At 74.1% G+C, this 22,041-nt stretch carries 19 protein-coding genes; 9 read left to right on the top strand and 10 right to left on the bottom strand.

Annotated elements, in window-relative coordinates; all coding sequences use genetic code 11:
- Position 1 precedes the first annotated feature (1 nt).
- Complete coding sequence (locus DFQ13_RS31915) at positions 2-1,492, top strand: esterase/lipase family protein (RefSeq protein ID WP_110082500.1); 1,491 nt, start codon at positions 2-4, stop codon at positions 1,490-1,492.
- Between the two features lie 64 nt (positions 1,493-1,556).
- On the opposite strand, the gene DFQ13_RS31920 is transcribed toward DFQ13_RS31915, so the two are convergent.
- Positions 1,557-2,300 (bottom strand): SDR family NAD(P)-dependent oxidoreductase, encoded by a 744-nt coding sequence (locus DFQ13_RS31920; RefSeq protein ID WP_110082501.1) that lies wholly within the window; start codon positions 2,298-2,300, stop codon positions 1,557-1,559.
- Positions 2,301-2,645: 345 nt separating this feature from the next.
- On the opposite strand from DFQ13_RS31920, the gene DFQ13_RS31925 reads away from it, so the two are divergent.
- Positions 2,646-4,043: a family 2B encapsulin nanocompartment shell protein gene (locus DFQ13_RS31925; protein WP_035279016.1), complete on the top strand. Its 1,398-nt coding sequence runs from the start codon at positions 2,646-2,648 to the stop codon at positions 4,041-4,043.
- Here the strand turns inward: DFQ13_RS31925 and DFQ13_RS31930 are convergent.
- Entirely contained in the window at positions 4,040-4,408 is a 369-nt protein-coding gene (locus DFQ13_RS31930; RefSeq protein WP_146241431.1) for a hypothetical protein, read from the bottom strand. The genes DFQ13_RS31925 and DFQ13_RS31930 overlap by 4 nt on opposite strands.
- A gap of 114 nt (positions 4,409-4,522) precedes the next feature.
- Here DFQ13_RS31930 and DFQ13_RS31935 point away from each other — a divergent pair, with 114 nt between their 5' ends.
- Both DFQ13_RS31935 and DFQ13_RS31940 read left to right on the top strand, forming a co-directional pair.
- A complete protein-coding gene (locus tag DFQ13_RS31935; protein WP_035279012.1) occupies positions 4,523-5,917 on the top strand; it encodes a family 2B encapsulin nanocompartment shell protein in 1,395 nt (464 codons plus the stop codon).
- A gap of 20 nt (positions 5,918-5,937) precedes the next feature.
- Positions 5,938-6,978 carry a family 2 encapsulin nanocompartment cargo protein polyprenyl transferase gene (locus DFQ13_RS31940; RefSeq protein WP_035279010.1) on the top strand — a complete coding sequence of 347 codons (1,041 nt, stop codon included), beginning with the start codon at positions 5,938-5,940 and terminating at the stop codon, positions 6,976-6,978.
- Positions 6,979-7,648: 670 nt separating this feature from the next.
- On the opposite strand, the gene DFQ13_RS31945 is transcribed toward DFQ13_RS31940, so the two are convergent.
- Positions 7,649-8,530, bottom strand: a complete 882-nt coding sequence (locus DFQ13_RS31945) for a dienelactone hydrolase family protein (RefSeq protein ID WP_110082503.1) — start codon at positions 8,528-8,530, stop codon at positions 7,649-7,651.
- A 188-nt stretch (positions 8,531-8,718) separates the two neighbouring features.
- The gene (locus DFQ13_RS34290) at positions 8,719-8,973 is read right to left on the bottom strand and encodes a hypothetical protein (RefSeq protein WP_181400248.1); all 255 of its coding nucleotides are present in this window, start codon (positions 8,971-8,973) and stop codon (positions 8,719-8,721) included.
- 199 nt (positions 8,974-9,172) lie between these two features.
- Between DFQ13_RS34290 and DFQ13_RS31950 the strand changes: the two genes are divergently transcribed.
- Complete coding sequence (locus DFQ13_RS31950) at positions 9,173-10,636, top strand: helix-turn-helix transcriptional regulator (RefSeq protein WP_267897676.1); 1,464 nt, start codon at positions 9,173-9,175, stop codon at positions 10,634-10,636.
- Positions 10,637-10,649: 13 nt separating this feature from the next.
- On the opposite strand, the gene DFQ13_RS31955 is transcribed toward DFQ13_RS31950, so the two are convergent.
- Genes DFQ13_RS31955 through DFQ13_RS34610 form a run of 6 tightly spaced genes read right to left on the bottom strand, consistent with a single transcriptional unit; the run spans position 10,650 to position 17,508 of the window.
- Positions 10,650-12,236 carry an AMP-binding protein gene (locus DFQ13_RS31955; protein WP_035283150.1) on the bottom strand — a complete coding sequence of 529 codons (1,587 nt, stop codon included), beginning with the start codon at positions 12,234-12,236 and terminating at the stop codon, positions 10,650-10,652.
- Positions 12,233-12,988 (bottom strand): class I SAM-dependent methyltransferase, encoded by a 756-nt coding sequence (locus DFQ13_RS31960; protein WP_052021219.1) that lies wholly within the window; start codon positions 12,986-12,988, stop codon positions 12,233-12,235. Before DFQ13_RS31960 ends, DFQ13_RS31955 begins: the two co-directional genes overlap by 4 nt.
- Positions 12,985-14,259: a protoporphyrinogen/coproporphyrinogen oxidase gene (locus DFQ13_RS31965; RefSeq protein ID WP_110082504.1), complete on the bottom strand. Its 1,275-nt coding sequence runs from the start codon at positions 14,257-14,259 to the stop codon at positions 12,985-12,987. The genes DFQ13_RS31960 and DFQ13_RS31965 overlap by 4 nt, the downstream gene beginning before the upstream one ends.
- Positions 14,256-15,161 carry a UbiA family prenyltransferase gene (locus DFQ13_RS31970; protein WP_233438677.1) on the bottom strand — a complete coding sequence of 302 codons (906 nt, stop codon included), beginning with the start codon at positions 15,159-15,161 and terminating at the stop codon, positions 14,256-14,258. The genes DFQ13_RS31965 and DFQ13_RS31970 overlap by 4 nt, the downstream gene beginning before the upstream one ends.
- Positions 15,158-16,282, bottom strand: a complete 1,125-nt coding sequence (locus DFQ13_RS34605) for a DegT/DnrJ/EryC1/StrS family aminotransferase (RefSeq protein WP_219994723.1) — start codon at positions 16,280-16,282, stop codon at positions 15,158-15,160. Before DFQ13_RS34605 ends, DFQ13_RS31970 begins: the two co-directional genes overlap by 4 nt.
- Entirely contained in the window at positions 16,279-17,508 is a 1,230-nt protein-coding gene (locus DFQ13_RS34610) for a DegT/DnrJ/EryC1/StrS family aminotransferase (RefSeq protein ID WP_407643243.1), read from the bottom strand. Before DFQ13_RS34610 ends, DFQ13_RS34605 begins: the two co-directional genes overlap by 4 nt.
- 219 nt (positions 17,509-17,727) lie before the next feature.
- Here DFQ13_RS34610 and DFQ13_RS31980 point away from each other — a divergent pair, with 219 nt between their 5' ends.
- The 4 genes from DFQ13_RS31980 to DFQ13_RS31995 all read left to right on the top strand — a co-directional run bounded on the left by DFQ13_RS31980 (position 17,728) and on the right by DFQ13_RS31995 (position 21,991).
- Positions 17,728-18,729, top strand: a complete 1,002-nt coding sequence (locus DFQ13_RS31980) for a Gfo/Idh/MocA family oxidoreductase (RefSeq protein WP_035283144.1) — start codon at positions 17,728-17,730, stop codon at positions 18,727-18,729.
- Positions 18,726-19,403: a sugar phosphate isomerase/epimerase gene (locus DFQ13_RS31985; RefSeq protein WP_110082505.1), complete on the top strand. Its 678-nt coding sequence runs from the start codon at positions 18,726-18,728 to the stop codon at positions 19,401-19,403. The genes DFQ13_RS31980 and DFQ13_RS31985 overlap by 4 nt, the downstream gene beginning before the upstream one ends.
- Complete coding sequence (locus tag DFQ13_RS31990; protein ID WP_110082506.1) at positions 19,400-20,437, top strand: Ldh family oxidoreductase; 1,038 nt, start codon at positions 19,400-19,402, stop codon at positions 20,435-20,437. The genes DFQ13_RS31985 and DFQ13_RS31990 overlap by 4 nt, the downstream gene beginning before the upstream one ends.
- A gap of 240 nt (positions 20,438-20,677) precedes the next feature.
- Complete coding sequence (locus DFQ13_RS31995) at positions 20,678-21,991, top strand: FAD-dependent oxidoreductase (protein ID WP_110082507.1); 1,314 nt, start codon at positions 20,678-20,680, stop codon at positions 21,989-21,991.
- Positions 21,992-22,041: the final 50 nt, after the last annotated feature.

The raw sequence follows: 22,041 nt of genomic DNA on the forward strand, positions 1-22,041 counted from the left end.
GATGGCTGAGGACCTGCGCCCGGACGGGACGGACGTGCGGATCGGGGACGTGGTGGTCAGCTCACCGGGGCTGATCGGCCGGGTGGAGGTGCACCCGGCGGGCGGCGCGGGCATGCGCGGCGCCGAGGCGGCCTCGGCGGACCTGCTGTCGGCGTTGGCGCGCAACGGCTTCGGCGAGCAGTTGACCGTGGAGCTGCTGGACCCGGTGGAGGTGCCCGAGCTGGCCTCCGGGGCGACCCGGTCGACGGCCACCGGCGGGCCGGGGGTGCGCTTCGAGGTGCCCGGGCCGGGGACCGGGCTGGGGCAGGTGGTGCTCGCCAAGGACGAGCAGGGGGTGCTGAGCTGGGTCCTGCCCGACGACATCACCCCGGCGGAGGTGGCCACGCGCGGGGGCGACCGGCGCTCCTACACGATCGCCCGTCGGGTGGCGCCGGTGGACCCGGGGGCGGACCCGTCGCGCGGGCTGCTGGGGGCGCTGGGGTCGAAGCTGTTGAAGGTGCTGGTGTTCCCGCTGGTCGACCCGGTGGTGGGGGAGGTCGGGGAGTTCTTCGTCAGCCGGTGGGAGCAGCGATACCGGCCGGTGCGGCTGCGCCGGTTCACGCCTGAGGACCACGCGCTGCCGCAGCCGGTGGACCCGTCCGGGCCGGACTGGGCGGCGTTGGCGGCGGGGCCCGCGCTGCTGTTCGTGCACGGGACCGCCAGTTCCAGTCACGCCGGTTTCGGCGGGTTGCCCCGGGAGGCCGTGCTGCGGTTGCACGAGCGCTACGGCGGGCGGGTGCTGGCCTTCGACCACCGCACGCTGTCGGTGGACCCGGTGGTGAACGCGCGGGAGCTGGTGGAGCGGGTGCCCGAGGGGGCGGGGCTGGAGGTCGACGTCCTGGCGCACTCGCGCGGCGGGCTGGTGGGCCGGGTGCTGTGCGAGCTGCCCGGCGAGGTGGGGTTGGACCCGGGGCGGCTGCGGGTGCGGACGCTGGTGATGGTGGCGACCCCGAACGCGGGCACCGCCCTGGCGCACCCGGACAACCTGGGCAGGTGGCTCGACCGGATGACGAACCTGCTTCAGTTGGTGCCCGTCAACGCGGTCACCGACGTGCTCGACGTGGTGCTGACCGTGGTCAAGCAGTTGGCGCTGGGCGTGCTCAAGGGGCTGGAGGGGCTGATGTCGATGAACCCCGCCGGCGACTTCCTCACCACCCGGCTCAACGTGCCCGCCCCGCACGCGGCGGTCTACCGGGCGGTGGCGTCGGACTACGACCCGCCGCCCGGGGCACCGCTGCTGGCCTGCGCCCGCGACGGGTTGACCGACCTGGTGTTCGGCAGCGCCCCCAACGACCTCGTGGTGCCCACCGACGGCGTGTTCGCCGCCAACGGCGCGTCGGCGTTCCCGGTCGGGGAGCCGGAGGTGTTCGCCGCCGCCGACGCGGTCGACCACAGCGGCTACTGGGCCCGGCCCCGGGTGGCGGCCGCGCTCGACCGGTGGCTGACCGGCTGAGAACAGGTCACCGACAACCCCGGCAACCGGGCGTCCACCCACGACAGTGCGAATCGGATTCACCTCAGCGGGGCATGCGCCGCCACAGCCACCGGGGCAGCAGGCGCAGTCCGAAGAAGAGCGGGCGCAGCGCCCCCGGCACCCACACGTCACGCTTGCCCGCGGCCAGGGCGCGGGCCGCCGCGCGCGCCACCTGTTCGGGTGTACTGGACAGGGGCGCCGGTGCCATACCCTCGGTCATGCGCCCGACCACGAACCCGGGGCGCACCACGAGCAGCCGGACGCCGCTGCCCACCAGCGCGTCGGACAGGCCGCTCGCGAACCCGTCGAGGCCCGCCTTCGCGGAGCCGTAGACGTAGTTCGCCCGGCGCACCCGGACCCCGGCGACGGACGAGAACGCGACGACGTCCCCGCTTCCCTGCGCCCGCAACAGGTTCGCCAGGTGGCTCAGGACGCTCACCTGGGCCACGTAGTCGGTGTGCACGACCGCCAGGGCATGATCGACATCACGTTCCGCCCTGGATTGGTCGCCGAGCACCCCGAAGGCGACCACGGCGGTGGCCACCGGGCCGTGCTCGGCGACGATCCGGGAGAGGACGGACGGGTGCGCGGCGAGGTCGTCCGCGTCGAAGTCCACACAGGTCACCCGGGTCGCGCCCGCCGCGCGCAGCTCCCGCTCCCGCTCCGCCAGGGCGCCGGTGTCCCTGGCCGCCAGCACGACTTCCCGCGCACCGCCGACCACCAGCAGGCGGGCCAGAGCCGAACCGATTTCACTTCCGCCACCGAGGACGACCACCGAACCGTTCATTGGACCAGTCTGCCGTCTCCGTCACCAGCGTTACGCGGCACCTGACCCCATTTGCCGCAGCGACCGGACGGATCGAGTGAAAGATCCACTCGGCGGTCACTCCGAGTTGATCTAAGTCGGACATCTGATTCCGCTTGTTGGGACACGACCATCCCATTCGGGGACTGCCGGCCCCCGATCAGCGGTGCTAACTTCGACGCCGTCGGTGTCGAACGTTTGGGGCACAGGGACAAACCCGGACACCCGGTCGGCCGAGGCGCGACCGCGGGGCCGCTTCCACCCGCGCCGACCAGTCGGCAACTCCTCCCACCTCGTGAAATCCGGATCAGGAATGGCGGTACCGCTGTGACCGAGACCCTGCACCCCTTGGACCCCGCCGCGCAGCCGTCGCAGCAGTCCCTGGGGACGGCGGCGGCGAGAAACCTCGCGACCACGACCAAGTCCGTGCCGCAGATGCAGGAGATCACCTCCCGCTGGCTGCTGCGCGTCCTGCCGTGGGTGCAGGTCAGCGGCGGCACCTACCGGGTGAACCAGCGGCGCAGCTACGTCGTCGGCGACGGCCGCATCGACGTCGACCGCAGCGGCTCGCAGTCCCGGGTGATCGCCGGTGACCTGCGCGAACTGGCGTTCCTGCGCGAGTTCGACGACGAGGAGACCCTGGGCGCGCTGGCGAACCTGTTCGCCGAGGAGACCTACGCCGCGGGCGACACCATCGTCGAGTGGGGCCACGCCGAGGACCGGTTCCTGGTCATCGCGCACGGCCGGGTCGAGCAGCACGCCGCGGGCCAGTACGGCGAGGAGGCGGTGGTGGGCGTGGTCGCCGACGGCGACTACTTCGACCAGTGGGGCCTGCTGGAGGAGCGGATCTGGGACTTCACCGCCCGCGCCGCCACCAACACCACCGTGCTCGCGGTGCGCCGCGCGGACTTCCAGAACCTGGTGGAGCGCTCCCCCGCGCTGGCCGAGCACCTGCGCGCCTTCGCCGAGTCCGACGCGGGCAACCGCGACGGCGAGAAGCCGATCGAGCTGTCCGCGGGCCACACCGGCGAGGTGGAGCTGCCGGGCACGTTCGTCGACTACCAGGACGCCCCGCGCGAGTACGAGCTGAGCGTCGCGCAGACCGTGCTGCGGGTGCACAGCCGCGTCGCCGACCTCTACAACCAGCCGATGGACCAGGTCGAGCAGCAGTTGCGGCTGACCATCGAGGCGCTGCGCGAGCGCCAGGAGCACGAGCTGATCAACAACCGGGACTTCGGCCTGCTGCACAACGCCGACTCCCGCCAGCGCATCCACACCCGCACCGGGGCGCCCACGCCGGACGACCTGGACGAGCTGCTGGCCAAGGTGTGGAAGAACCCGGGCGTGATCCTGGCGCACCCGCGGGCCATCGCCGCCTTCGGCCGCGAGTGCAGCAAGCGCGGCATCTACCCGGCCAACGTCGACATCGCGGGCCACCAGGTGCCGTCGTGGCGCGGGGTGCCGGTGCTGCCGTGCAACAAGATCCCGGTGTCGGACACCCGGACCACGTCCATGCTGCTCATGCGCACCGGCGAGGCCGACCAGGGCGTCATCGGCCTGCACCAGACCGGCATCCCGGACGAGTACCAGCCGAGCCTGTCGGTGCGGTTCATGGGCGTCAACGAGAAGGCGGTCATCTCCTACCTGGTGAGCGCCTACTACTCGGCCGCTGTGCTGGTGCCGGACGCGCTGGCCGTGCTGGAGAACGTCCAGATCGGTCTCTAGCCGGGTGCCGGTGGTCCCACCCGGGGCCACCGGCCCCGCGCCCGACCCAGCGCCAGGAGCGACATGCCCGCACAGCAGTCCCATCCCGCCACCCCCCACCCGGCGACGCCGCCCGGGCGGCCCACCACCCCGACGCCGCCGGGCCGGGCCCCCGACCACGCGCCGCCGTACTCGCTGCTGTTCCCGCGCCCGCCCGCCACCAGCGGCGGCGCCGGGGTCCCGGTCCCGGCGACGGACCCGGAGGCCGCGGCGGTGCGCCCGCCGTTCCACCCGCCCGCCCCGCGACCGCCCGCGGGCGCCGGGACGGTGCGCACGTCGGTGCCGACGCCGCCGGTGCGGACGCCGAACCCGGCTGACCGACCCACGGGCACCCACCCGCCCGCCAAGCCCGACGTGCCGAGGGTTCCCGGCGCACCGAAGCCCCCGTCCACCTCCAGCGTCCCCACGCCTTCCCAGAGCCCAGATTGGCGGTACCACGCGTGACCGGTCTCCTCGAGTCCGAAGACCAGTACACCCCGCAGTCCCTCAGCACCGCGGCGGCCCGCAAGCTGGCGACGACGACCAAGTCCGTCCCGCAGATGCAGGAGATCTCCCCCCGGTGGCTGCTGCGGCTGCTGCCCTGGGTGGAGACCCCCGGCGCCGCCTACCGGGTCAACCGGCGCCTGACCTACACCGTGGGCGACGGGCGCGTGTCGTTCACCAACACCGGCGCGGACGTGGCGGTCGTGCCGCCGGAGCTGCGCGAGATCGGCCTGCTGCGCACCTTCCCCGACGACGAGGTGCTCGGCGTGCTGGCGGGCCGCTTCCAGCAGCGGACGGTGGAGGCCGGTGAGGTGATCACCACCGGCGGTCGGGCCGCCGACGGCATCTACCTGATCGCGCACGGCAAGGTCACCCGCTACACCGAGGGCGCCTACGGCGACGACGCGGCGGTCGACATCCTCGCCGACGGCCAGTTCTTCGGCGACAAGGCGCTGCTGGGCAGCGACACCACCTGGGACCACACGGTCAAGGCGAACACGCCGTGCATCCTGATGTTCCTCTCGCGCAGCGACTTCCTCGCCGTGCAGGAGCAGTCGGAGGTGCTCGGCCTGCACATCGAGTCGTACCGGGCGCTGTCCACGGGCGCGCAGAACCGGTGGGGCGAGGCGGAGATCGCCCTGGCCTCCGGGCACCAGGGCGAGGTGCCGCTGCCGGGCACCTTCGTCGACTACGACATGGCCCCGCGCGAGTACGAGCTGAGCGTCGCGCAGACCGTGCTGCGGGTGCACACCCGGGTGGCCGACCTCTACAACGACCCGATGAACCAGGTCGAGCAGCAACTGCGGCTGACCATCGAGGCGCTGCGCGAGCGCCAGGAGCACGAGCTGATCAACAACCCGGACTTCGGGTTCCTCAACAACGCCGACCTCAAGCAGCGCATCCACACCCGCGAGGGCGCGCCCTCCCCGGACGACCTCGACGAGTTGCTGTCGCGGCGGCGCCGGTCGGACTTTTTCCTGGCGCACCCGAAGGCCATCGCGGCGTTCGGCCGCGAGTGCACCAAGCGCGGGCTGTACCCACCGACGGTCGAGGTGCACGGCAGGCAGGCGGTGTCCTGGCGCGGGGTGCCGATGCTGCCCAGCGACAAGATCCCGATCAGCGGGAACAACACGACCTCGATCATCGCCATGCGCACCGGTGAGTCCAGCCAGGGCGTCATCGGCCTGCACCAGACCGGCATCCCGGACGAGTACCAGCCGGGCCTGTCGGTGCGGTTCATGGGCGTGGACGACAAGGCCCTGCTGTCCTACCTGGTCAGCACCTACTACAGCGCCGCGGTGCTGGTCCCGGACGCGCTGGGCGTCCTGGAGAACGTCCAAATCGGACTCTAGAGTCCTGGAGAAGGGACACCATGCCCACTGTCGACGCGCGCCCCGGTCACCGCTCCGCGCGCGAGGTGCTCGCGCACAGCCGCACCCTGCTCGACCCGGCGCTGCGCGCCGCGGTCGACGGTCTGCCCGAATCGATGCGCGGCATCGCCGGGTACCACTTCGGGTGGTGGGACGAGCACGGGCGCACCGCCACCGCGGACGCGGGCAAGGCGGTGCGCCCGGCCCTGGTGTTCCTCGCCGCCGAGGCGGTGGGCGGCGACCCGCTCACCGCCCTGCCCGCCGCGGTGGCGGTGGAGCTGGTCCACAACTTCACCCTGCTGCACGACGACGTGATGGACGGCGACCGCACCCGCAGGCACCGCCCCACCGCGTGGACCGTCTTCGGCCTCGGCCAGGCGATCCTGGCGGGCGACGCGCTGCTCACCCTGGCCTACGACGTGCTCGCCGCGAGCGGGCACCCCAAGGCGCAGGAGGCCGCGCGGGTCATGTCGGCCGCGGTGCTGGCGGTGCAGGACGGCCAGGCCGCCGACCTGTCGTTCGAGAAGCGCCTCGACGTGGGTGTCGAGGAGTGCCTGCGGATGGCCGAGGGCAAGACCGGCGCCCTCCTGGGCTGCTCAACGGCCCTCGGCGCCCTGTTCGGCGGCGGCGACGCCGAACAGGTCAACCACCTGCGCGTCTTCGGCGAGCGGATGGGCCTGTCCTTCCAACTGGCCGACGACCTCCTCGGCATCTGGGGTGATCCGGAGACCACGGGCAAACCGGTCCACTCGGACCTGGCCAACCGCAAGAAGTCCCTGCCGGTCGTCGCCGCCCTCGCCGAGGTGTCCCCGGCGGCGGTGGAGCTGAGCACGATCTACCACAGCGCCACCACGCTCACCCCGGACGAACTGGCCCACACCGCGAGCCTGATCGAAACCGCGGGCGGCCGCGCCTGGGCCAGGAACCACGCCGACGACCTGCTGGCCCAAGCCCTCGACCGCTTGGCGGCGGTGGACCCACTGGCCCGCCCCGCGGCGGAACTGGCGAGCCTGGCCCACCTGGCCGCCCGCCGGGACCACTAAGCCCACCCCCAGAACCGGGACCGCGCGGGAGCCCGGATGAGCGGAGCCGCTGGGCCGGGCGCGGGGCCAACTGCCCCGCCCCGACCCGGCGAGCAAGAGCCCCGGGTGGATGCCCGAGTGGGCGGGTGGATCTGCCCGACCAGCCGACCACCCCAGGAACCGGCGGCCCGGCGAGCGACTGCCCGGGTGGGTGAAGGTGCTTGCCCAGCCGACCACCCCGACAACCGCCAGCCGGCCAAGCAGACGCCCAGGTGGGTGGATGTCCTCAACGCAGGCCGACCACCCCGGGAACCGCCGGCCTGGCGAGCGAACTGCCCGGGTGGGTGGAGATGCTTGGTCAGCCGGCCACCCCGAAAACCGCCAGCCCGGCTAAGCAAACGCCCGGGTGGGTGGATGTGTTTGGCCGGGGGTGGCGATCATGTGACAGCCTGCCTGGGCGGTGGGGCATCTTTTCAGCCCCACCTGACGCACTGGAGCACATGATCGCCATAGGGGCCCCGGCCAAACACATCCACCCAGCCGGGCACCACCCACAAACAACCGGCGACGAAGGCAGAGCACACCCACCCAGTCGGGCACCCCACGGCAAGCCCGGGCTCGCGAAGGCACGGCCGAGCACATCCAACCGGGCACCCCCACCAAGACCCAGAGCTTGGGCCGAAGCTCAGGATCAGCCCAGGGGGCAGGTCTCGCGGAACTCGGAGATCACCGCGTCGGGCGCCGGGGCCGGGCACAGGAACCGGTCGTACCGGGTGTCGGAGTCGATCCAGCGCTTGAGCCAGGCCACGGTGAACTTGCCGACGGTGGGGGTGGCGGTGGTGACGACGAAGTGGTCGGCGTCGCGCAGTTCCAGGTACGCCTTCTCGCCGCCGAGGGATTCGTAGAACGGTTCGGCGTGCTGGGTGACACCGGCGATGGTGTCGTTCTCCGCGCCCACGATGAGGCTCGGCACCGACTCCGCCGCCCAGTCCTTGACCGTGTTCCACGGCGCGAGCGGCACGGTGGCCAGCAGCGACGGGCGCTTCTTGGCCGCGGCCAGCGACGCCCCGCCGCCCATGGAGTGGCCGAGGACGCCGAGCCGGTTCGCGTCCACCCGGTCCTTGACCGGGCTGGCCGTGGTCAGCCAGTCCAGGGTGGCCAGCAGTTGGTCGGCGCGGGCGGCGGGTTGGTCGAACGGGGACAGGGTGTCGATGGTGACGACCACGAACCCGTGCGAGGCCAGCCGCGGGCCCAGCCAGGAGATGGCCGCCTGCACCTCCAGAAACCCGGGCGAGACCGCCAGACCGCCGAAGGTGCCCTCGCCGGTGTCGGCCGGGTAGTAGACGGTGCCGCCCGCGAACCCCGCGCCCGCCTGCACCGGAGCGGATTCCACGGTGAACGGGCCCGCGGCGGCCTCCAGGCTCTGCACCGTGGGCTCCGGGCCGCGCTGGTACGGGTTCTCCGCCGCGGACGCGTCCACGCCCACCAGGGCCCCGGCGGTCAGCGCGGCGGCGGCGAGCAGGCCGAGCGGTCCGCGCAGGGACCGCCTCCCGGTGCGGGGGGCAACAGTCATCGGAACGGCTCCTCAGCGTCGAGCGGCACGTGCTGGGGTCGACCGTAAATCGTTGCCCGGGTCTTGTGAACAGTGGTGAATGTTTGGCTCAACCCGGTGCGCAAAAGCACCGGGCGCAGTTGTCACGCGGTGCGCAGACCAGGTCCACGGCCCAGCCGCCGAGCGGCGGCACGGGTGTCCACTCCGGATCACGGGATGGCGAACCGATCGAGGATTTCCCGGGCCTCAGGGGTGTGGCGGCGGTCGAGGGGGTAGATCAGGACGTCGGCCGGGTTGAGGCTGCCCACTTCGAGCGCGTGCCTGATCTGGTCCGCCGTGGTGCGGACCGCTTGGAGTTGGGCGATGAGAGCGGTCAGCACGGCGGCCCGCTGTCGTGCTGACCGCCTGCGCGCGACCACCTGCCACGAATCCCCATGTTCGATCTCCATTGCTTCCAGGCGCACCAGGGGTCGTTCCCGTATTCCTCCGCGACGGAACCGACATGGTGGGCGAGCGTCTTCCGCCACCAGTACACGCCGTGCGCGCAGGCAGGAAAAGGACGAAAACCTCCTGCCACGCCGGACGCATTTTCGGACGTTCACCGGACGTCGACGCGATCCACGTGCGGAAATGCGCAGTGCACCGGTGACGCCCGTTGTCGCAATGCTTAATCCAAATGGGTGGCAGGTTGAATATCCGGGCTGCCCACACCTATCCCCGGCTACACGTCCACCGGGTCATCAGGTGGACGACCGGGCCGCGGGAGGTGGCGTGGGGCGCGGAAGCGGCGGCTCCGACAGCGGGCTCCGGGCCGCCAGGCGGGCACTGGGTTTCTTCCAGGATGAGTTCGGCTACCGGTTGGGAGTGAGTTCCAAGACGGTGGGCCGTTGGGAAAAGGGCGTCCACGAACCGCAGCCGTGGATGCGGGGAAAGATCGCCAAGGTGCTCGGCCTGACGATCCCGGAATTGAGCGCACTCCTGCCCTCGCCCGAACCCGTGAACCCGCCGCCCGTCGCACCTGCGAGCTGCGCCCGCTCCTTTCCGTGTCGTGACGGGATGGCGCGGTGCGATGAGCAACCCGAACCCATTCGGACCCTAGCGTGGGAGTTGATGGGCACCATGAACCGTCGAGACCTGCTCCGACTGCTCGGCTGGATGACCGCCACCGCGGGCGTACCCGCGATCCAACTCGACCCGGACGAGCAAGAACGCGTCGTGAAAGCGATCGCCGCTCCCGGCCGGGTCGATGAACAGGTCATCGGGCACATCCAGACGGTGTACCAGACGTGCCGGCGGCAGGACGACACCTTGGGGGCTCAGGCGGTGCTCCCGACGGTGCTCGCCCAACTGTCCCTGGCACAGGGACTGATCGGCAGTTGCCCACCACAACTGCGGCAGGCACTTCTGTCGACCTGCGGCGGACTGGCCGGGTTGGCCGGGTGGTTGCTCGTCGAGAGCACGGACTACGGCAAGGCGTGGGAGCACTTCGAGCGCTCGCGCGCCTTGGCCCACGAAGCCCGCGACCCGGCGCTCAGCAGCCTCACCCTGGCCCGCATGAGCAACACCGCGAAGAACCAGGACCGCTTGCACCAGGCGGTGGATTTCGGCGAAGCCGCCCGCAAAGCCGCCGAACGGGCCGACGACCCCCTACTGCAAGCGTACGCGGCGAGCGAAACGGCCCGCGCTTACGCCAAGGACGGCCAAGAAGCGCTGTGCATGGCAACACTGGAGGAGGTGGAGGGAAAGCTGTCGACAGCCGACCCGGAAATGTCGTCGAAGTCGCCTGCCTATTTCTTCGACCACAGCTACCTGCCCAGCACGAGGAGTGCTTGCTTCCTCAATCTCGATCGACCGGCTGACGCCGCCCGGCAGGCGCGTGATTCCCTCACGCACCGCGATGGGGCGCTCGTGCGGGACAACGCCTACACGATGCTGTACCTGGCCGATGCGCAGATCAAGCTGCGGCAGATCGATGACGCGGCGACGATCACGGGCACCGTGGCCGAGGCCACGGCGCAGAACGGCTCGGTCCGGCTGCTCGAACGCCTGCGCACCACCCGGGCCACCCTGGGCCCCTGGGCGGACACCGCCGCCGTCCGGGAACTCGACCAGCGACTCCTCCCGTAGGAACGACGCGGGGCTACGTCCACAGGCCGGTGCCGTAGGTGTCCTGGCCGCGGTGGACGACCTCGCGCAGTTCCATCCGGCGCACCTTGCCGGTGCCGGTGCGCGGGACCTGTTCCCAGGTGAGGACCACCGGTTCGGCCAGCGGGGGCAGGTCGTACTGCGCGGCCCGCCAGGCCCACACGTCCAGCGTGCCGTCCCGGGTGACCAGCACCGGGACCGGGGTCGTGCCGGGGGTGCCGAGGACCACGCACTCGACGACGCCGGGCACCCGGTCCTCGATGACGTCCTCCAGTTCCACCCCGCTGTGCCCGGGGATCAGGTCGACCTCCCGGTCCAGCAGCCGGAAGGCGCCCAGCGGGGTGCGCACGCCGACGTCGCCGGTGTTCCACCAGCCGTCGTTCCACTTGGCGTGCCAGCGGTCGTGTTCGCCGACGTAGCCGACGCAGACCACCGGGGTGCGTACCAGTACCAGGCCGGGGGTGCCCGGAGGCAGTTCGGCGAACGTGCGCGGGTCGACCACCTTGAGCCGGGTGCGGCCGGGCACCGGGCGGCCGAGGTCGCGGGTGGTGGGGTGGCGGCGCTCGGCGGCGGCCAGTGCGCGCCGGGTGAGCACCCGGAAGGTCAGCGGGCCGGTCTCGGTCTGCCCCCACACCTGCAACCACAGCGGGCCGCGGCGAGCGGTGGCGCCGAGGTAGGCGCGGACGGTCGGCGGGTGCATGGCGTCGAAGGTGCTGACGTAGAGCCGCACCCCGCGGAACGGGCCGTCGGGGCCGGTCATCGGCATCCACCGGACGTAGGTCGACGGCAGTGCCTCCACCGTGGTCGGCGGGTGCGCGCGCAGCACCGGTTCGGCGTTCTCGGCGTCGGAGACCACGACCAGCTCGCGCGGGCCCAGCGACAGCACCGAGGCCGTCCACGGGACCGCGCGGCCGTGGCTGAAGGCGATGGCGGAGCAGGCCGTGTCCGACGCGCGGGTCGACACCACCGGCACCCGGGTGGCCTCGGCGGCGGCGATGCCGTGCAGCAGGGTGCGGGTGGTGTGCACGACCAGCTTCGGCAGCCCGGTGGTGCCGGAGGTGTGGTTGACCACCAGCGGCGCGTCGGGGGCGCGCTCGACCGGCGGCGGGGGCGGGGTGCCGCGCAGCGAGGCGAGGCTGACCGCGCCGGGCTGTTCGCCGTCGAGGCAGACCGTGCACCCGACCAGGCTGGTGAGGTCGATGCCGTGCTCGTGGCCGTCGTCGAGTACCGCCCGGGTGGTCACCAGCGCGGTGGGTTCCAGCCGCTTGAGCAGGATCTGCAACGACTCCGGTGTGAGGTGGTCCGACAGCAGCGCGGGCACCGCGCCCAGCCGGGCGGCCGCGGCGGCGATGAGCACGTAGTCCCAGTGGTTCTCCTTGACCACCGCCACCGAGTCGCCCGGTCCGACCCCGGCGGCGTGCAGCGCGCCCGCGGTCTCGCGGACGAGGGCGGCCACGGCGGGCAGGTCGAACCGGGTGCCGCGCAGCGGGGCCAGGTCCAGCGGCCGGTCCAGGTGGACGACCGTGCGGATGCCGCGGGCGACCACGTCGTCGAACAGGGTGCCCAGCGATCGCACTTTCACGGGAGTTCCTTCCTGCCCAGGACGGTCACCATCACCTGCGAGAGCCAGGTGTGCGCGGGGTCGGCGAAGTCGCGCACGGCGGCGTCGACGGCCGCCTCGGGGACCCGGCCGAGCAGCCGGGGCCGCAGGTGCTCCAGCCACAGCGCGTACCAGCGGGCCGCGGGGGTGCCGCCGCGCACGACCTCCGCGCGCCCCTCGGCGTGCACGGTCAGGCCCGCGTCCTCGGCCAGGTCGACGTCGAGCAGGCCGCAGCGCGGGTGGTACCCGGATTCGGCCATCACCGCGTAGGCGGCGGCCTTGACCTCGGGGTGGAACGGGCCGTCGGCGTGGCTGAACAGCGACGCGGTGTCGGTGTCCTCCAGCACCAGCCAGCCGCCGGGGGCGAGCGCGTCGGCCATCCGCCGCACCGCCACCCGCCGCCGGTCCAGGTGCTGCACCACGAGCCGGGCGTGCACCAGGTCGTAGTCGCCGCCGGGCGGGTCCTCGCGGGTGATGTCGCCGCGGTGCACCGCGACCCCGGGAACCCGGCAGCGGTCGGTGTCGAGGTCGACGGCGGTGACCGAGGCGCCGCGGGCGGCCATCCACCCGGCGACGGACCCGCGCCCGGCGCCCACCTCCAGGCATCGCCAGCCCGGTCCCACACCGAGCGCGGCGAGCCGGACCCGCGTCCCCGGGTCCCAGAGCTGCTCGCCGAGGACCAGCCGCTCGTCCTCCCCGGCGAAGCCGGTGTCGAACACGTACGTCGCGGTCACGTCGGGCTCCCCACGGGTGCGGTCCTGCGGTCGAGCACCCGGTCGGCGACCAGTTCGGCCGACCGGACCGCCCCCTCGGCGCACGGCCGGGCGGTGTACCAGTCCCCCACGTAGTCCACCGTGGAGGGTGGGCGGGCGGTGAAGTCCGACCGCAGCGCGAGCGCGGTCGGGGTGGGCATCGGCAGCCCGTGCCGGAACCGCGACACCACCGAGCCCAGGGTGGCGGCGGTCATCCCGGGCACGTACCGCTCCGCCCCGGCCAGCAGCGCCGCGGCGACCTCCCGGTCGTCGGCGTCGAGCCAGTCGGCTGGCCGGGTGGCCACGACGCTGACCAGGCCGCGCCCGGGCGGGACGCGGCCGGGGTGCTTGCGGTGCTCGAAGGACAGGCCCGCGACGCGGGTGTCCTCGACGGCGGGCACGGCCAGGGCGAACGAGTCGGTCGGCGGTCCCAGCGGCCGGTCGAGCAGGTACCCGACCTTCACCATCGGCCGGAACTCGCAGGCGTGCACGTACTCCGGGGCGGCCGGGTGCAGCGCGGCGGCGACCGGGGCGGGCACGGCGAGGACGATCTGCCGGGCGGTCAGCGTCGCGGCGTCGGTGACCAGCCGAGCGCCGGTGCGGGTGGTGGTGACCGCGCGGACCGGCACGCCGGTGCTGACGTCGAGGCCCGCGGCGAGCCTGCGCGCCGGGGTGTCCATGCCGTCGCGGTAGGTGCGGTAGGTGCTGGGGGCGCCGACGGCGCGCAGGTGCGCCAGCATCGGCCCGGCGCAGGCCAGCCGGGTGTCCCAGCCGAAGAAGCCGCCCGCGAGCGGCTGGACGAGGTAGTCGTGCAACTCCCGGGTGCCGACGTCGGCGAGGAGGTGCCCGGGGGTGGTCTCGGGCGCGTCGGTGTCGAGCCTGCGCCCGCCCAGGGCGGCCAGCATGGCGGCCCGGCCGAACAGGCTCAGCCCGCTGCCGCGCAGTTCACCCAGGTGCGCCCGCGCCCGCCCGCGGCGCCACACCGCGATGTCGCGGCCGATCACCGGGACGTCGTCGGTGGTCAGGCCGAGTTCGCGCAGCAGCCGCCAGGTGGCCGGGTAGCCGCCGGTGCCGAGCATCTCCGCGCCCGTGTCGACCACGTACCCGTCGCGCCGCACGCTCGCCATCCGCCCGCCGACGTGGTCGCCCGCCTCGAAGACGTGCACCGACCGGCCCGCGGCGGCGAGCGCGCCTGCGACCGCCAGCCCGGCGATCCCCGCTCCCACCACCGCCACGTCCAGGTCGGCGCTCATGCCGCACCGCCCAGGAGGTTGACCGCGATCAGGGACACCACGGTCACCCGGTGCGCCAGCAGGCCCAGCTTCCGCGCGCGCAGCACGTCGCCCAGCCCCACCCCGCGCCGCAGTTGGGCCACCCGCACCGCCACGGCGGGCAGCAGCGCCAGGGCGAACCACCACGGTCCCACGCCGAGCCCGGCCGCGAACACGACCAGCGCGACCTCGGCGAGCGAGAGCCCGGTGATGAACGCCCGGTTCCCGGCGGGACTGGCGAGGACGGCCACCGTGCGCCGCCCGACGGCCGCGTCCCCGGCGGCGTCGGCGGTGTTGGAGTACACGCCGAACAGCAGCGGTCCCAGGCCGAACAGCACCGCCTCGACCACCACCAGCGGCGTCAGCTCCCCGGTCACCAGGCCCACCCCGCACAGGACGAGCCCGGTGCCGAACCCGGCCAGGAACACCTCCTGCCCGCCGCGGTAGCTGATCCGCAGCCCCCAGGAGTACTGCACCGACGACAGCAGGCACACCAGCAGCAGCACCAGCGTCCACAGTGGAGCAGACAGGCCGAGCAGCAGCCACACCGCGCCACCGGCGAGAGCGCAGCCGCAGGCGAAGCGGATCGCCTGGGCGTCGGTCAGCTCCCCGGTCAGCAGCGGTTTGCGGGCCAGCCTGCGGGCGGGGGCGTCCGGGCCGTAGTTGGCCGCGTCGCTGCCGTCGCGGTGCCCGGTGACGTCGTCGAGGGCCACCGAGGCGGCGACGACCAGGACGGTGCCGACGCCGAAGAGCAGCAGGGTGCCGGTGCCCCGCCCGCCGACCAGCGTCCAGGCCAGCGGCAGCGCCAGGTAGTAGTCCCAGACGTCGAGCTTGGCCAGGCGGGCGTAGGCGCCGAGGGTGGCGCGGTCCAGCGCGGTGGTCACCGGGCACCCCCGGGGAAGGAGCAGACCGCGTCGGCGACGGCCTCGACCTCGGCGTCGGTCAGGTGCGGGTAGATCGGCAGGGCCAGGGTGCGGGCGCAGGCCAGTTCGGCGTGCGGCCAGTGCCTGCCCGCCCTGGCGTACGGGGCGAACGCCTGCTGCGCGGGCAGCGGGGTCGGGTAGTACACGTGGCTGCCGATGCCGTGCCGGGCCAGGTGCGCGCGCAGGTCGTCGCGGCGCTCGGCCAGCAGCGAGTACACGTAGTGGCAGCGGCCCTCGCGGCCCGGCGGCGGGGGCTGCACGCCGCGCTCGACCACCTCCTGGAACCGGGCGGTGTAGTAGTCGGCGATGTCGGCGCGGCGGGCCAGCCGGGCGGCCAGGCCGGGCAGCCTGCGCAACTGCACGTCGGCGGTGATCTCGTCGAAGCGGCTGTTGTAGCCGACCAGGTGGTGCTCGAAGCGGCGGCCCGGCGGCTGCCCGTGGTTGCGCAGCATCCGCGCCAGCCTGCCCAGCTCCGGGTCGTCGGTGATGACCACACCGCCCTCGCCGACCGTGCCGAAGGTCTTGACCTGCACGAACGAGAACACGCCCGCCTCTCCCCAGCGGCCCGCCGGGATGCCGTCGAGCACCCCGCCCTGGGCCACCGCGGAGTCCTCGACGAGCCGCACGTCGTGCCGGTTGGCCAGCTCGCGCATCGCGGGCATGTCGGCCATCACCGAGAACATGTGCGCGGGCATCAGCGCCGCGGTGCGCCCGGAGACGGCCTGCTCGACCTCGTACGGCTCGACGGTCATGGTCCACGGGTGCACGTCGGCGAAGACGGGGGTGGCGCCGACGGCGATCACCGAGGCGGCCAGCGGCGCGCACCCGAACGCGGGCACCACCACCTCGTCGCCGGGGCCGACGTCCATCGCGCGCAGCACCAGGATCAGGCCGCTGGTGCCGCTGGAGCAGGCGACCACGTCGGCGGCGCCGGTGTGCTCGCGCAGCGCGGCCTCGAACGCGGCGGTGCGCTCACCGAGGATGAACCGCTGCGCCGGGTCGGTGCCGACGCGGCGCACGGTGTCGAGCAGCTCGGCGTGCTCGTCGGCGAACAGGTCCGGGGGGAAGAACGGCAGCTTCACGCGCCACCCCCGCCGTAGAAGGCGCGGACCAGGTCGCACACCCGGTCGAGGTCGTCGTCGGGGAGGTCGGGGTAGAGCGGCAGCGCCACCGCGTGCGCGCAGGCGTGCTCGGCGCGGGGGAACTCGCCGCGGCGGTGCCCGAAGTCGGCGAAGCAGGGTTGCAGCGGCAGCGGCGTCGGGTAGTAGACCTCGGTCTCGACGCCGTGCGCGCCCAGGTGGCGCACCAGCGCGTCGCGGTGGTCGACCTCGACGAGGTAGACGTAGAACACCGGGTTGCTCGGCACGTCGCGGCGGACCACGGTGGGCAGCCTGCGCACGCCGGGGCAGCCCGCGAGCCGCTCGGTGTAGCGCAGCGCCAGCTCCGCGCGCCGGGCGATGTCGGCCTCCAGGGTGCCCAGCTTGGCCAGCAGGATCGCGGCCTGGAAGTCGTCCATCTTGCTGTTGAGGCCGGGGACGGCGCTCTCGGTGTTGATCGCCGGGAAGTCGTCGACGGTGCGCCCGAAGCGGCCGTGGTGGCGCAGCGCCGCCGCGGTCTCGGCGATCCGGTCGTCGTCGGTGAGGATCGCGCCCGCGTCGCCGAGGGCCCCCAGGGTCTTGGTGGGGAAGAAGGACAGCACCCCGCCCGAGCCGACCAGCCCGGCGTGCACGCCGTCCCAGCGCATCCCGATGGCCTCGGCGCTGTCCTCCAGCAGGGTCAGCGCGTACCGCTCGGCCACCTCGGTCAGCGCGCCCAGGTCGGCGGTCTGGCAGAACAGGTGCGCGGGCATCAGCACCCGGGTGCGCCGGGTGACCGCGGCGGCGGTGGCGTCCGGGTCCATCGCGTAGGTCAGCGGGTCGACGTCGGCGAACACCGGCCGCCCGCCCGCGAGCACCACCGAGGACGCCGAGGCCACGAAGCTGAACGCGGGCACCACCACCTCCGCGTCCGGGGTGAGCCCGGCGGCGCGCAGCAGCAGCACCAGCGCGTCGGTGCCGGAGTTGACGCCGACGACGTGCCGGGCCCCGGTCCACCGCGCGAGCGCCTGCTCGAACGCCCCGACCAGCGGCCCGTGCGAGTACTTGCCGCGTTCGAGGACCTCGGTCAGCAGCGGCTCGACCCTGGGCCACAGGGCGGCGAAGCCCGCGGCCTGGCTGAAGAAGGGCACTCGCGCGCCCTGGGCTGTCGGGGAGCCGGAGACCGTGGCGGCCTGCTCCATCGCTGTCCTCTCGGGACTGGGCACCAGCACGGCCCCCAAGGTAGGCCCGGCTGATCCGTTGCGCGGCAAGGGAAACAAAAGAGCACTCGGACGTGTGGTGTGACGCCGTTCGTTTTGACATCCACCCGGCCCACCGCTCGGGCGACCATGAATTTCACCCACACGATCGAGTGGCCCGCGTTGACACGCCTGCCCGGTGGGACAAGCCTTCCAAGCGCAACCCGACACCCCCGCTGGAGGCACGCACCGATGCTGGGCACGCTCGTGGTCGGACTCGGTCGGGCGGGCGGCGGCCTGCACCTGCCGGTGCTGCGCAGGCTCGGCCACGGCAGCGGCCGCGCCCTGGGCAGGCCCCCGATCGTCGTGGTGGACCCCGGTGTCGTCGTCCCGGTGGCCCCGGACCTGCTGGTCGCCACCAACCTGGCGCACGCGGCGGCGCTGGTCGACCCGGAGCGCACCGCCGTGCACCTGTGCACCCCGCCGAACGCGCGGCTGCGCCCGCTGACCGAGCTGGCCGACCTGGGCTTCCGGCGGATCGTGGTGGAGAAGCCGCTGGCGGTCGACGAGGTGGAGCTGGCGGCGATCCTGCGGCTGCGCGCCGCGGCCGACCTGGACCTGGTCCCGGTGGCGCAGTGGCGGTGCAGCGAGCTGACCCGGCGCGTCCGCGCCGTGCTGCGCGGCGGCGAACTGGGCGCCCCGCGCTCGATCGTGTTCACCCAGAGCAAGCCGCGCTTCGGCCGGACCGTCTCCGGCGACGAGCACCCCAGCGCGTTCGACGTGGAGGTGCCGCACTCGCTCGCCGTCGCGCTGCGGCTGGCCGGACCGGCAGCGGTGACCGCCGCGGGCCTGACCGACATGCTGCTCGGCGACGCCGTGTTCTCCGGCCTGGGCGGGGCGTGGCTGCGGCTGCGGCACGACTCCGGGGTGCGCACGGAGATCCGCACGGACCTGACCGCCCCGGTGCGCGAGCGGCGGATCACCGTCGAGCTGGAGCACGGCACCCTGGTCGGGCACTACCCGGTGAGCGCGGCGGACGAGTACTCGCAGCTCGTGGTGCGCACCAGGGGCACCCAGTCGCACTCGGTGTTCCGCGACGACTCGCTCACCGCGTTCATCGCCAGGGCCCACCAGCACTTCGAGGGCACCAACCCGATGCTCGACGAGCCCGCCACCGGCGCCGCGGTCGTCACCCTGCTCGCCGGGGCCAAGCGGCTGGCGGCTGGCCGCGTCCCGGTCGGGGCCGCCCGGTGACCCTGCTCGCCCGCCTGGCGACCACCCCCGAACCGCCCCCGGCCGGGCCCGGCTGGCGCGGGGTCGACCTGGGCTTCCCGGTGGCGGCGCTGCCGGAGGAGGAGTTCATCGAGCTGGCCGCGGTCGTCGAGCGGCGCGACCTGGTCACCGTGTGCGTCGACTCGACCATCGGCGCGGGCACCATCACCGACGACTTCGGCACCGACCTGGAGGAACTGCGCGTGCTGGCCGAACGCTGCCCGGCCCTGGGCACCCGGCAGGTCCGCGTCGGCTCGCCCACCAACACCGGCCTGCACGCCGACGACTGGGAGTACCGGGTGCTGCGCAGGCTCCGCGAACTGGCCCTGCGCGCCGAGCAGGCCGACCTGGTGCTGCTGCACCCGAGCACCGGGGGCTGGCCGGACGGCGCCGAGGCCCGGCTCGGGCACCTGCTCACCGAGGCGGGCACCCCCGCGCTGCGCCTGCTGCACACCACCGGCGCGGGCCCGCTGACCGCCTTCGTCGCCGAGCGGACCGCGCACGTGCGGGTCGCCGACGCCGGGTCGGCGCGGCTGGCGGAGGAGCTGGCGCTGCTCGCCGCGCACGGCTACCGGGGCGCGCTGACGCTGGCCGACGACGACGCGGGCGCGGGCAGCGCGTTGCAGGCGCTGGCCTCCGGGCGGGCGGAGCCGTGACCCTGGTCGACGCCGACGCGCTGCTGGCGTTCACCACCGACGTGTTCACCGCGCACGGCCTGCCCGCCGGGGACGCGCGGGCCTCGGCGGAGGCGCTGTGCCACGGCGACCTCACCGGGATGGCCTCGCACGGGGTGGCCAACCTGACCCGGATCTACCTGCCGCTGCTGGAGTCCGGCCGGGCCAAGGCCGACGCCAAACCGGAGCGGCTGGTCGACCGGGGCGCCACCGTGCTGGTCGACGGCGACCGCGGGCTGGGGCTGTGGCTGGCGGGCGCGGCGGTGGAACTGGCCGCGATCCGCGCCGCCGACTACGGCGTCGGGGTGGTGTCGGTGCGCAACGGCACGCACTTCGGCTGCGCCGGGCACCACGCGCTGCGCGCGGTCGGGCAGGGGATGATCGGCGTGGTCATGGCCAACTGCGGCCACCAGCAACTCGTCCCCGCGCCCACCGGCGGACCACGGCTGCTGGGCACGAACCCGCTGGCGGTGGCCGCCCCCGCCGGTGAGCACCCCCCGTTCCTGCTGGACATGAGCACCACCACCGCCCCCACCGGCAAGGTCCGCGCGGCGGCCCGCGCCGGGGAGCCCGCGCCGCCCGGCTGGCTGGCGGACGCGGACGGCCCGGTGACCGACCCGGCCGCGCTCGACGCGGGCACCGCCCGGCTGACCTGGCTGGGCGCCCCCGGCCCGGCGGAGTACAAGGGCTTCGGCCTGGGCCTGGCGGTGGAGGTGCTGGCCGCGCTGCTGCCCGGCGCCGGGCTGGGACCGCCCGCGGGCACCGGCCCCGACGACGACATCGGCTTCCTGGCACTGGCCCTGGCCCCGGACGCCCTGCGCACCGGTTTCGCCGCCGACGCGGGCAGCGTGTTCGGCGCGGTCCTCGACGCCGGGGCGACCTACCCCGGCCTGCCCGAGTCGGTGCACAGCGCCCGGTCCCGGGCCGAGGGCGTGCCCCTGGCCGACGGGCTGTACGCGGAACTGGAGCGGGTCGCCGCCGCGCTCGACCTGACCCCGCCGACGGTGCTCGGGTGACCCGGGGTCACCCGGCGCCCGACCCCGCCCCCGGAGAACCGGAGAGGACCACCGCGATGCCCCAGCCGCACCGCCCCGCACCGACCGGGGACTCTTCCTCCCGCACCGCGCCGTCCTCGGGGGTGTGCGCGTGAACCGGGGACCGGTGAGCTGTCCGGCGCCCGCAGAGCTGGAGAGGACCACCGCGATGCCCGACCCACGCCCCACCACCCGCACCGCGCCGTCCGCCGGGGTGTGCGCGTGAGCCGGGCGCTGGTGGTGGGCGGGAGCGTCGCCGGGTTGCTGGCGGCGCGGGTGCTCGACGAGTGGTTCGACGAGGTCGACCTGGTCGAGGCGGACGAGTTGCCCGCCGGGGCCGGGCCGCGCACCGGGATCGCCCACGGCGACCAACTGCACGTGCTGCTCACCATGGCCCAGGAGCTGCTGGACGGGTGGTTCCCCGGGATCGTCGACCGGGTGGCCGCCGACGGCACGGTGCGCTGCGGCGCCGGGGAAGCCCGGATGCTGGTCGACGGCGTGGCCCGGCCGCCCGCGCCGGGCCTGGTGCCGCTGCCGGTGCGGCGGTGGCTGCTGGAATCGCACCTGCGCCGGGAGGTGCTGCCCCGGCCGGGGGTCCGGCTGTTCCGGGAGCGGGTGGTGGGGCTGATCGCGGACGCGGGCCGGGTGCACGGGGTGCGGTTGGCCAGTGGGCGCGAGATCACCGGGGTCGACCTGGTCGTGGACGCCAGCGGGCGGGGGACCCGGATCGGCGAGTGGCTGCGCGGGATCGGGCACCGGCCGCCGCCGAAGCGGCGGCTGAACCTCGACCTCGGGTACGCCACCGCGCTGTTCCACCGCTCCCCCGACCAGCGCCTGGACGACCTGCGAATGGTCCACTCGATCCGGTCGGTGGACTGGGCCCCGCCGGGGGTCGGGGTGCTGGCGCCGGTGGCGCCCGACCGGTGGGTCTGCGGGATCTCCGGGTACGGCGCCGACCGGCCGACCGCGGACCCGGCGGAGTTCCGGCGGCGGTGCCTGGGCGAGCCCGCGCCCGCCTTCGCCGAGCTGGTGCGCCGTTGCGCGCCCGCCGGACCCGTCGCGGTGCACCGGTTCCCGCACGCCCTGCGGCGCGACTTCCACCTGGCCCAGGACTTCCCGGCGGGGCTGGTCGCGGTGGGCGACACCGTGGTGTCGTGCAACCCGGTCTACGGGCAGGGCGTGCCGTCGGCGGCGCTGCACGCGGGCGCGCTGCACGCCTGGCTGCGGGCGGGGGCGGGCGGGGACCTCGACAGCGCGGACTTCTTCGCCCGGCTGCGGGTGCTGGCGGACGCGGTGTGGCAGGTGGCGGCGATCGAGGACACCCGGCTGCCGCACGTGACCGGGGACCGGCCGCGCGGGCTGCGCGCCCTGCACGCGGTGAGCAGCCTGGTCAGCCGGGCCGCGCGGACCGACGACGTGGTGGCGCGGGAGTTCACCGACGTGGTCAACATGCGGTCGCACCCCTCGGCGCTGAGCCGCCCCGGCATCCTCGGCCGGGCCGTGCTCGCCGAGGCCCGCTCCCGGTTCACCCGCTGACCGCCCTGCCCACCGCCCACTCTGTCCACAACGGACACCGATCGTTCCCG

It is taken from the genome of Actinokineospora spheciospongiae (assembly GCF_003182415.1).
GTDB lineage: Bacteria > Actinomycetota > Actinomycetes > Mycobacteriales > Pseudonocardiaceae > Actinokineospora > Actinokineospora spheciospongiae.

Bases quoted from the DNA above. Each gene is read 5' to 3' on its own strand.
- DFQ13_RS31980 (WP_035283144.1), top strand. From the start codon at position 17,728: ATGCTGGGCACGCTCGTGGTCGGACTCGGTCGGGCGGGCGGCGGCCTG.
- DFQ13_RS31945 (WP_110082503.1), bottom strand. From the start codon at position 8,530: ATGACTGTTGCCCCCCGCACCGGGAGGCGGTCCCTGCGCGGACCGCTC.
- DFQ13_RS31915 (WP_110082500.1), top strand. From the start codon at position 2: ATGGCTGAGGACCTGCGCCCGGACGGGACGGACGTGCGGATCGGGGAC.
- DFQ13_RS31920 (WP_110082501.1), bottom strand. From the start codon at position 2,300: ATGAACGGTTCGGTGGTCGTCCTCGGTGGCGGAAGTGAAATCGGTTCG.
- DFQ13_RS31940 (WP_035279010.1), top strand. From the start codon at position 5,938: ATGCCCACTGTCGACGCGCGCCCCGGTCACCGCTCCGCGCGCGAGGTG.
- DFQ13_RS31965 (WP_110082504.1), bottom strand. From the start codon at position 14,259: ATGAGCGCCGACCTGGACGTGGCGGTGGTGGGAGCGGGGATCGCCGGG.
- DFQ13_RS31950 (WP_267897676.1), top strand. From the start codon at position 9,173: ATGCTTAATCCAAATGGGTGGCAGGTTGAATATCCGGGCTGCCCACAC.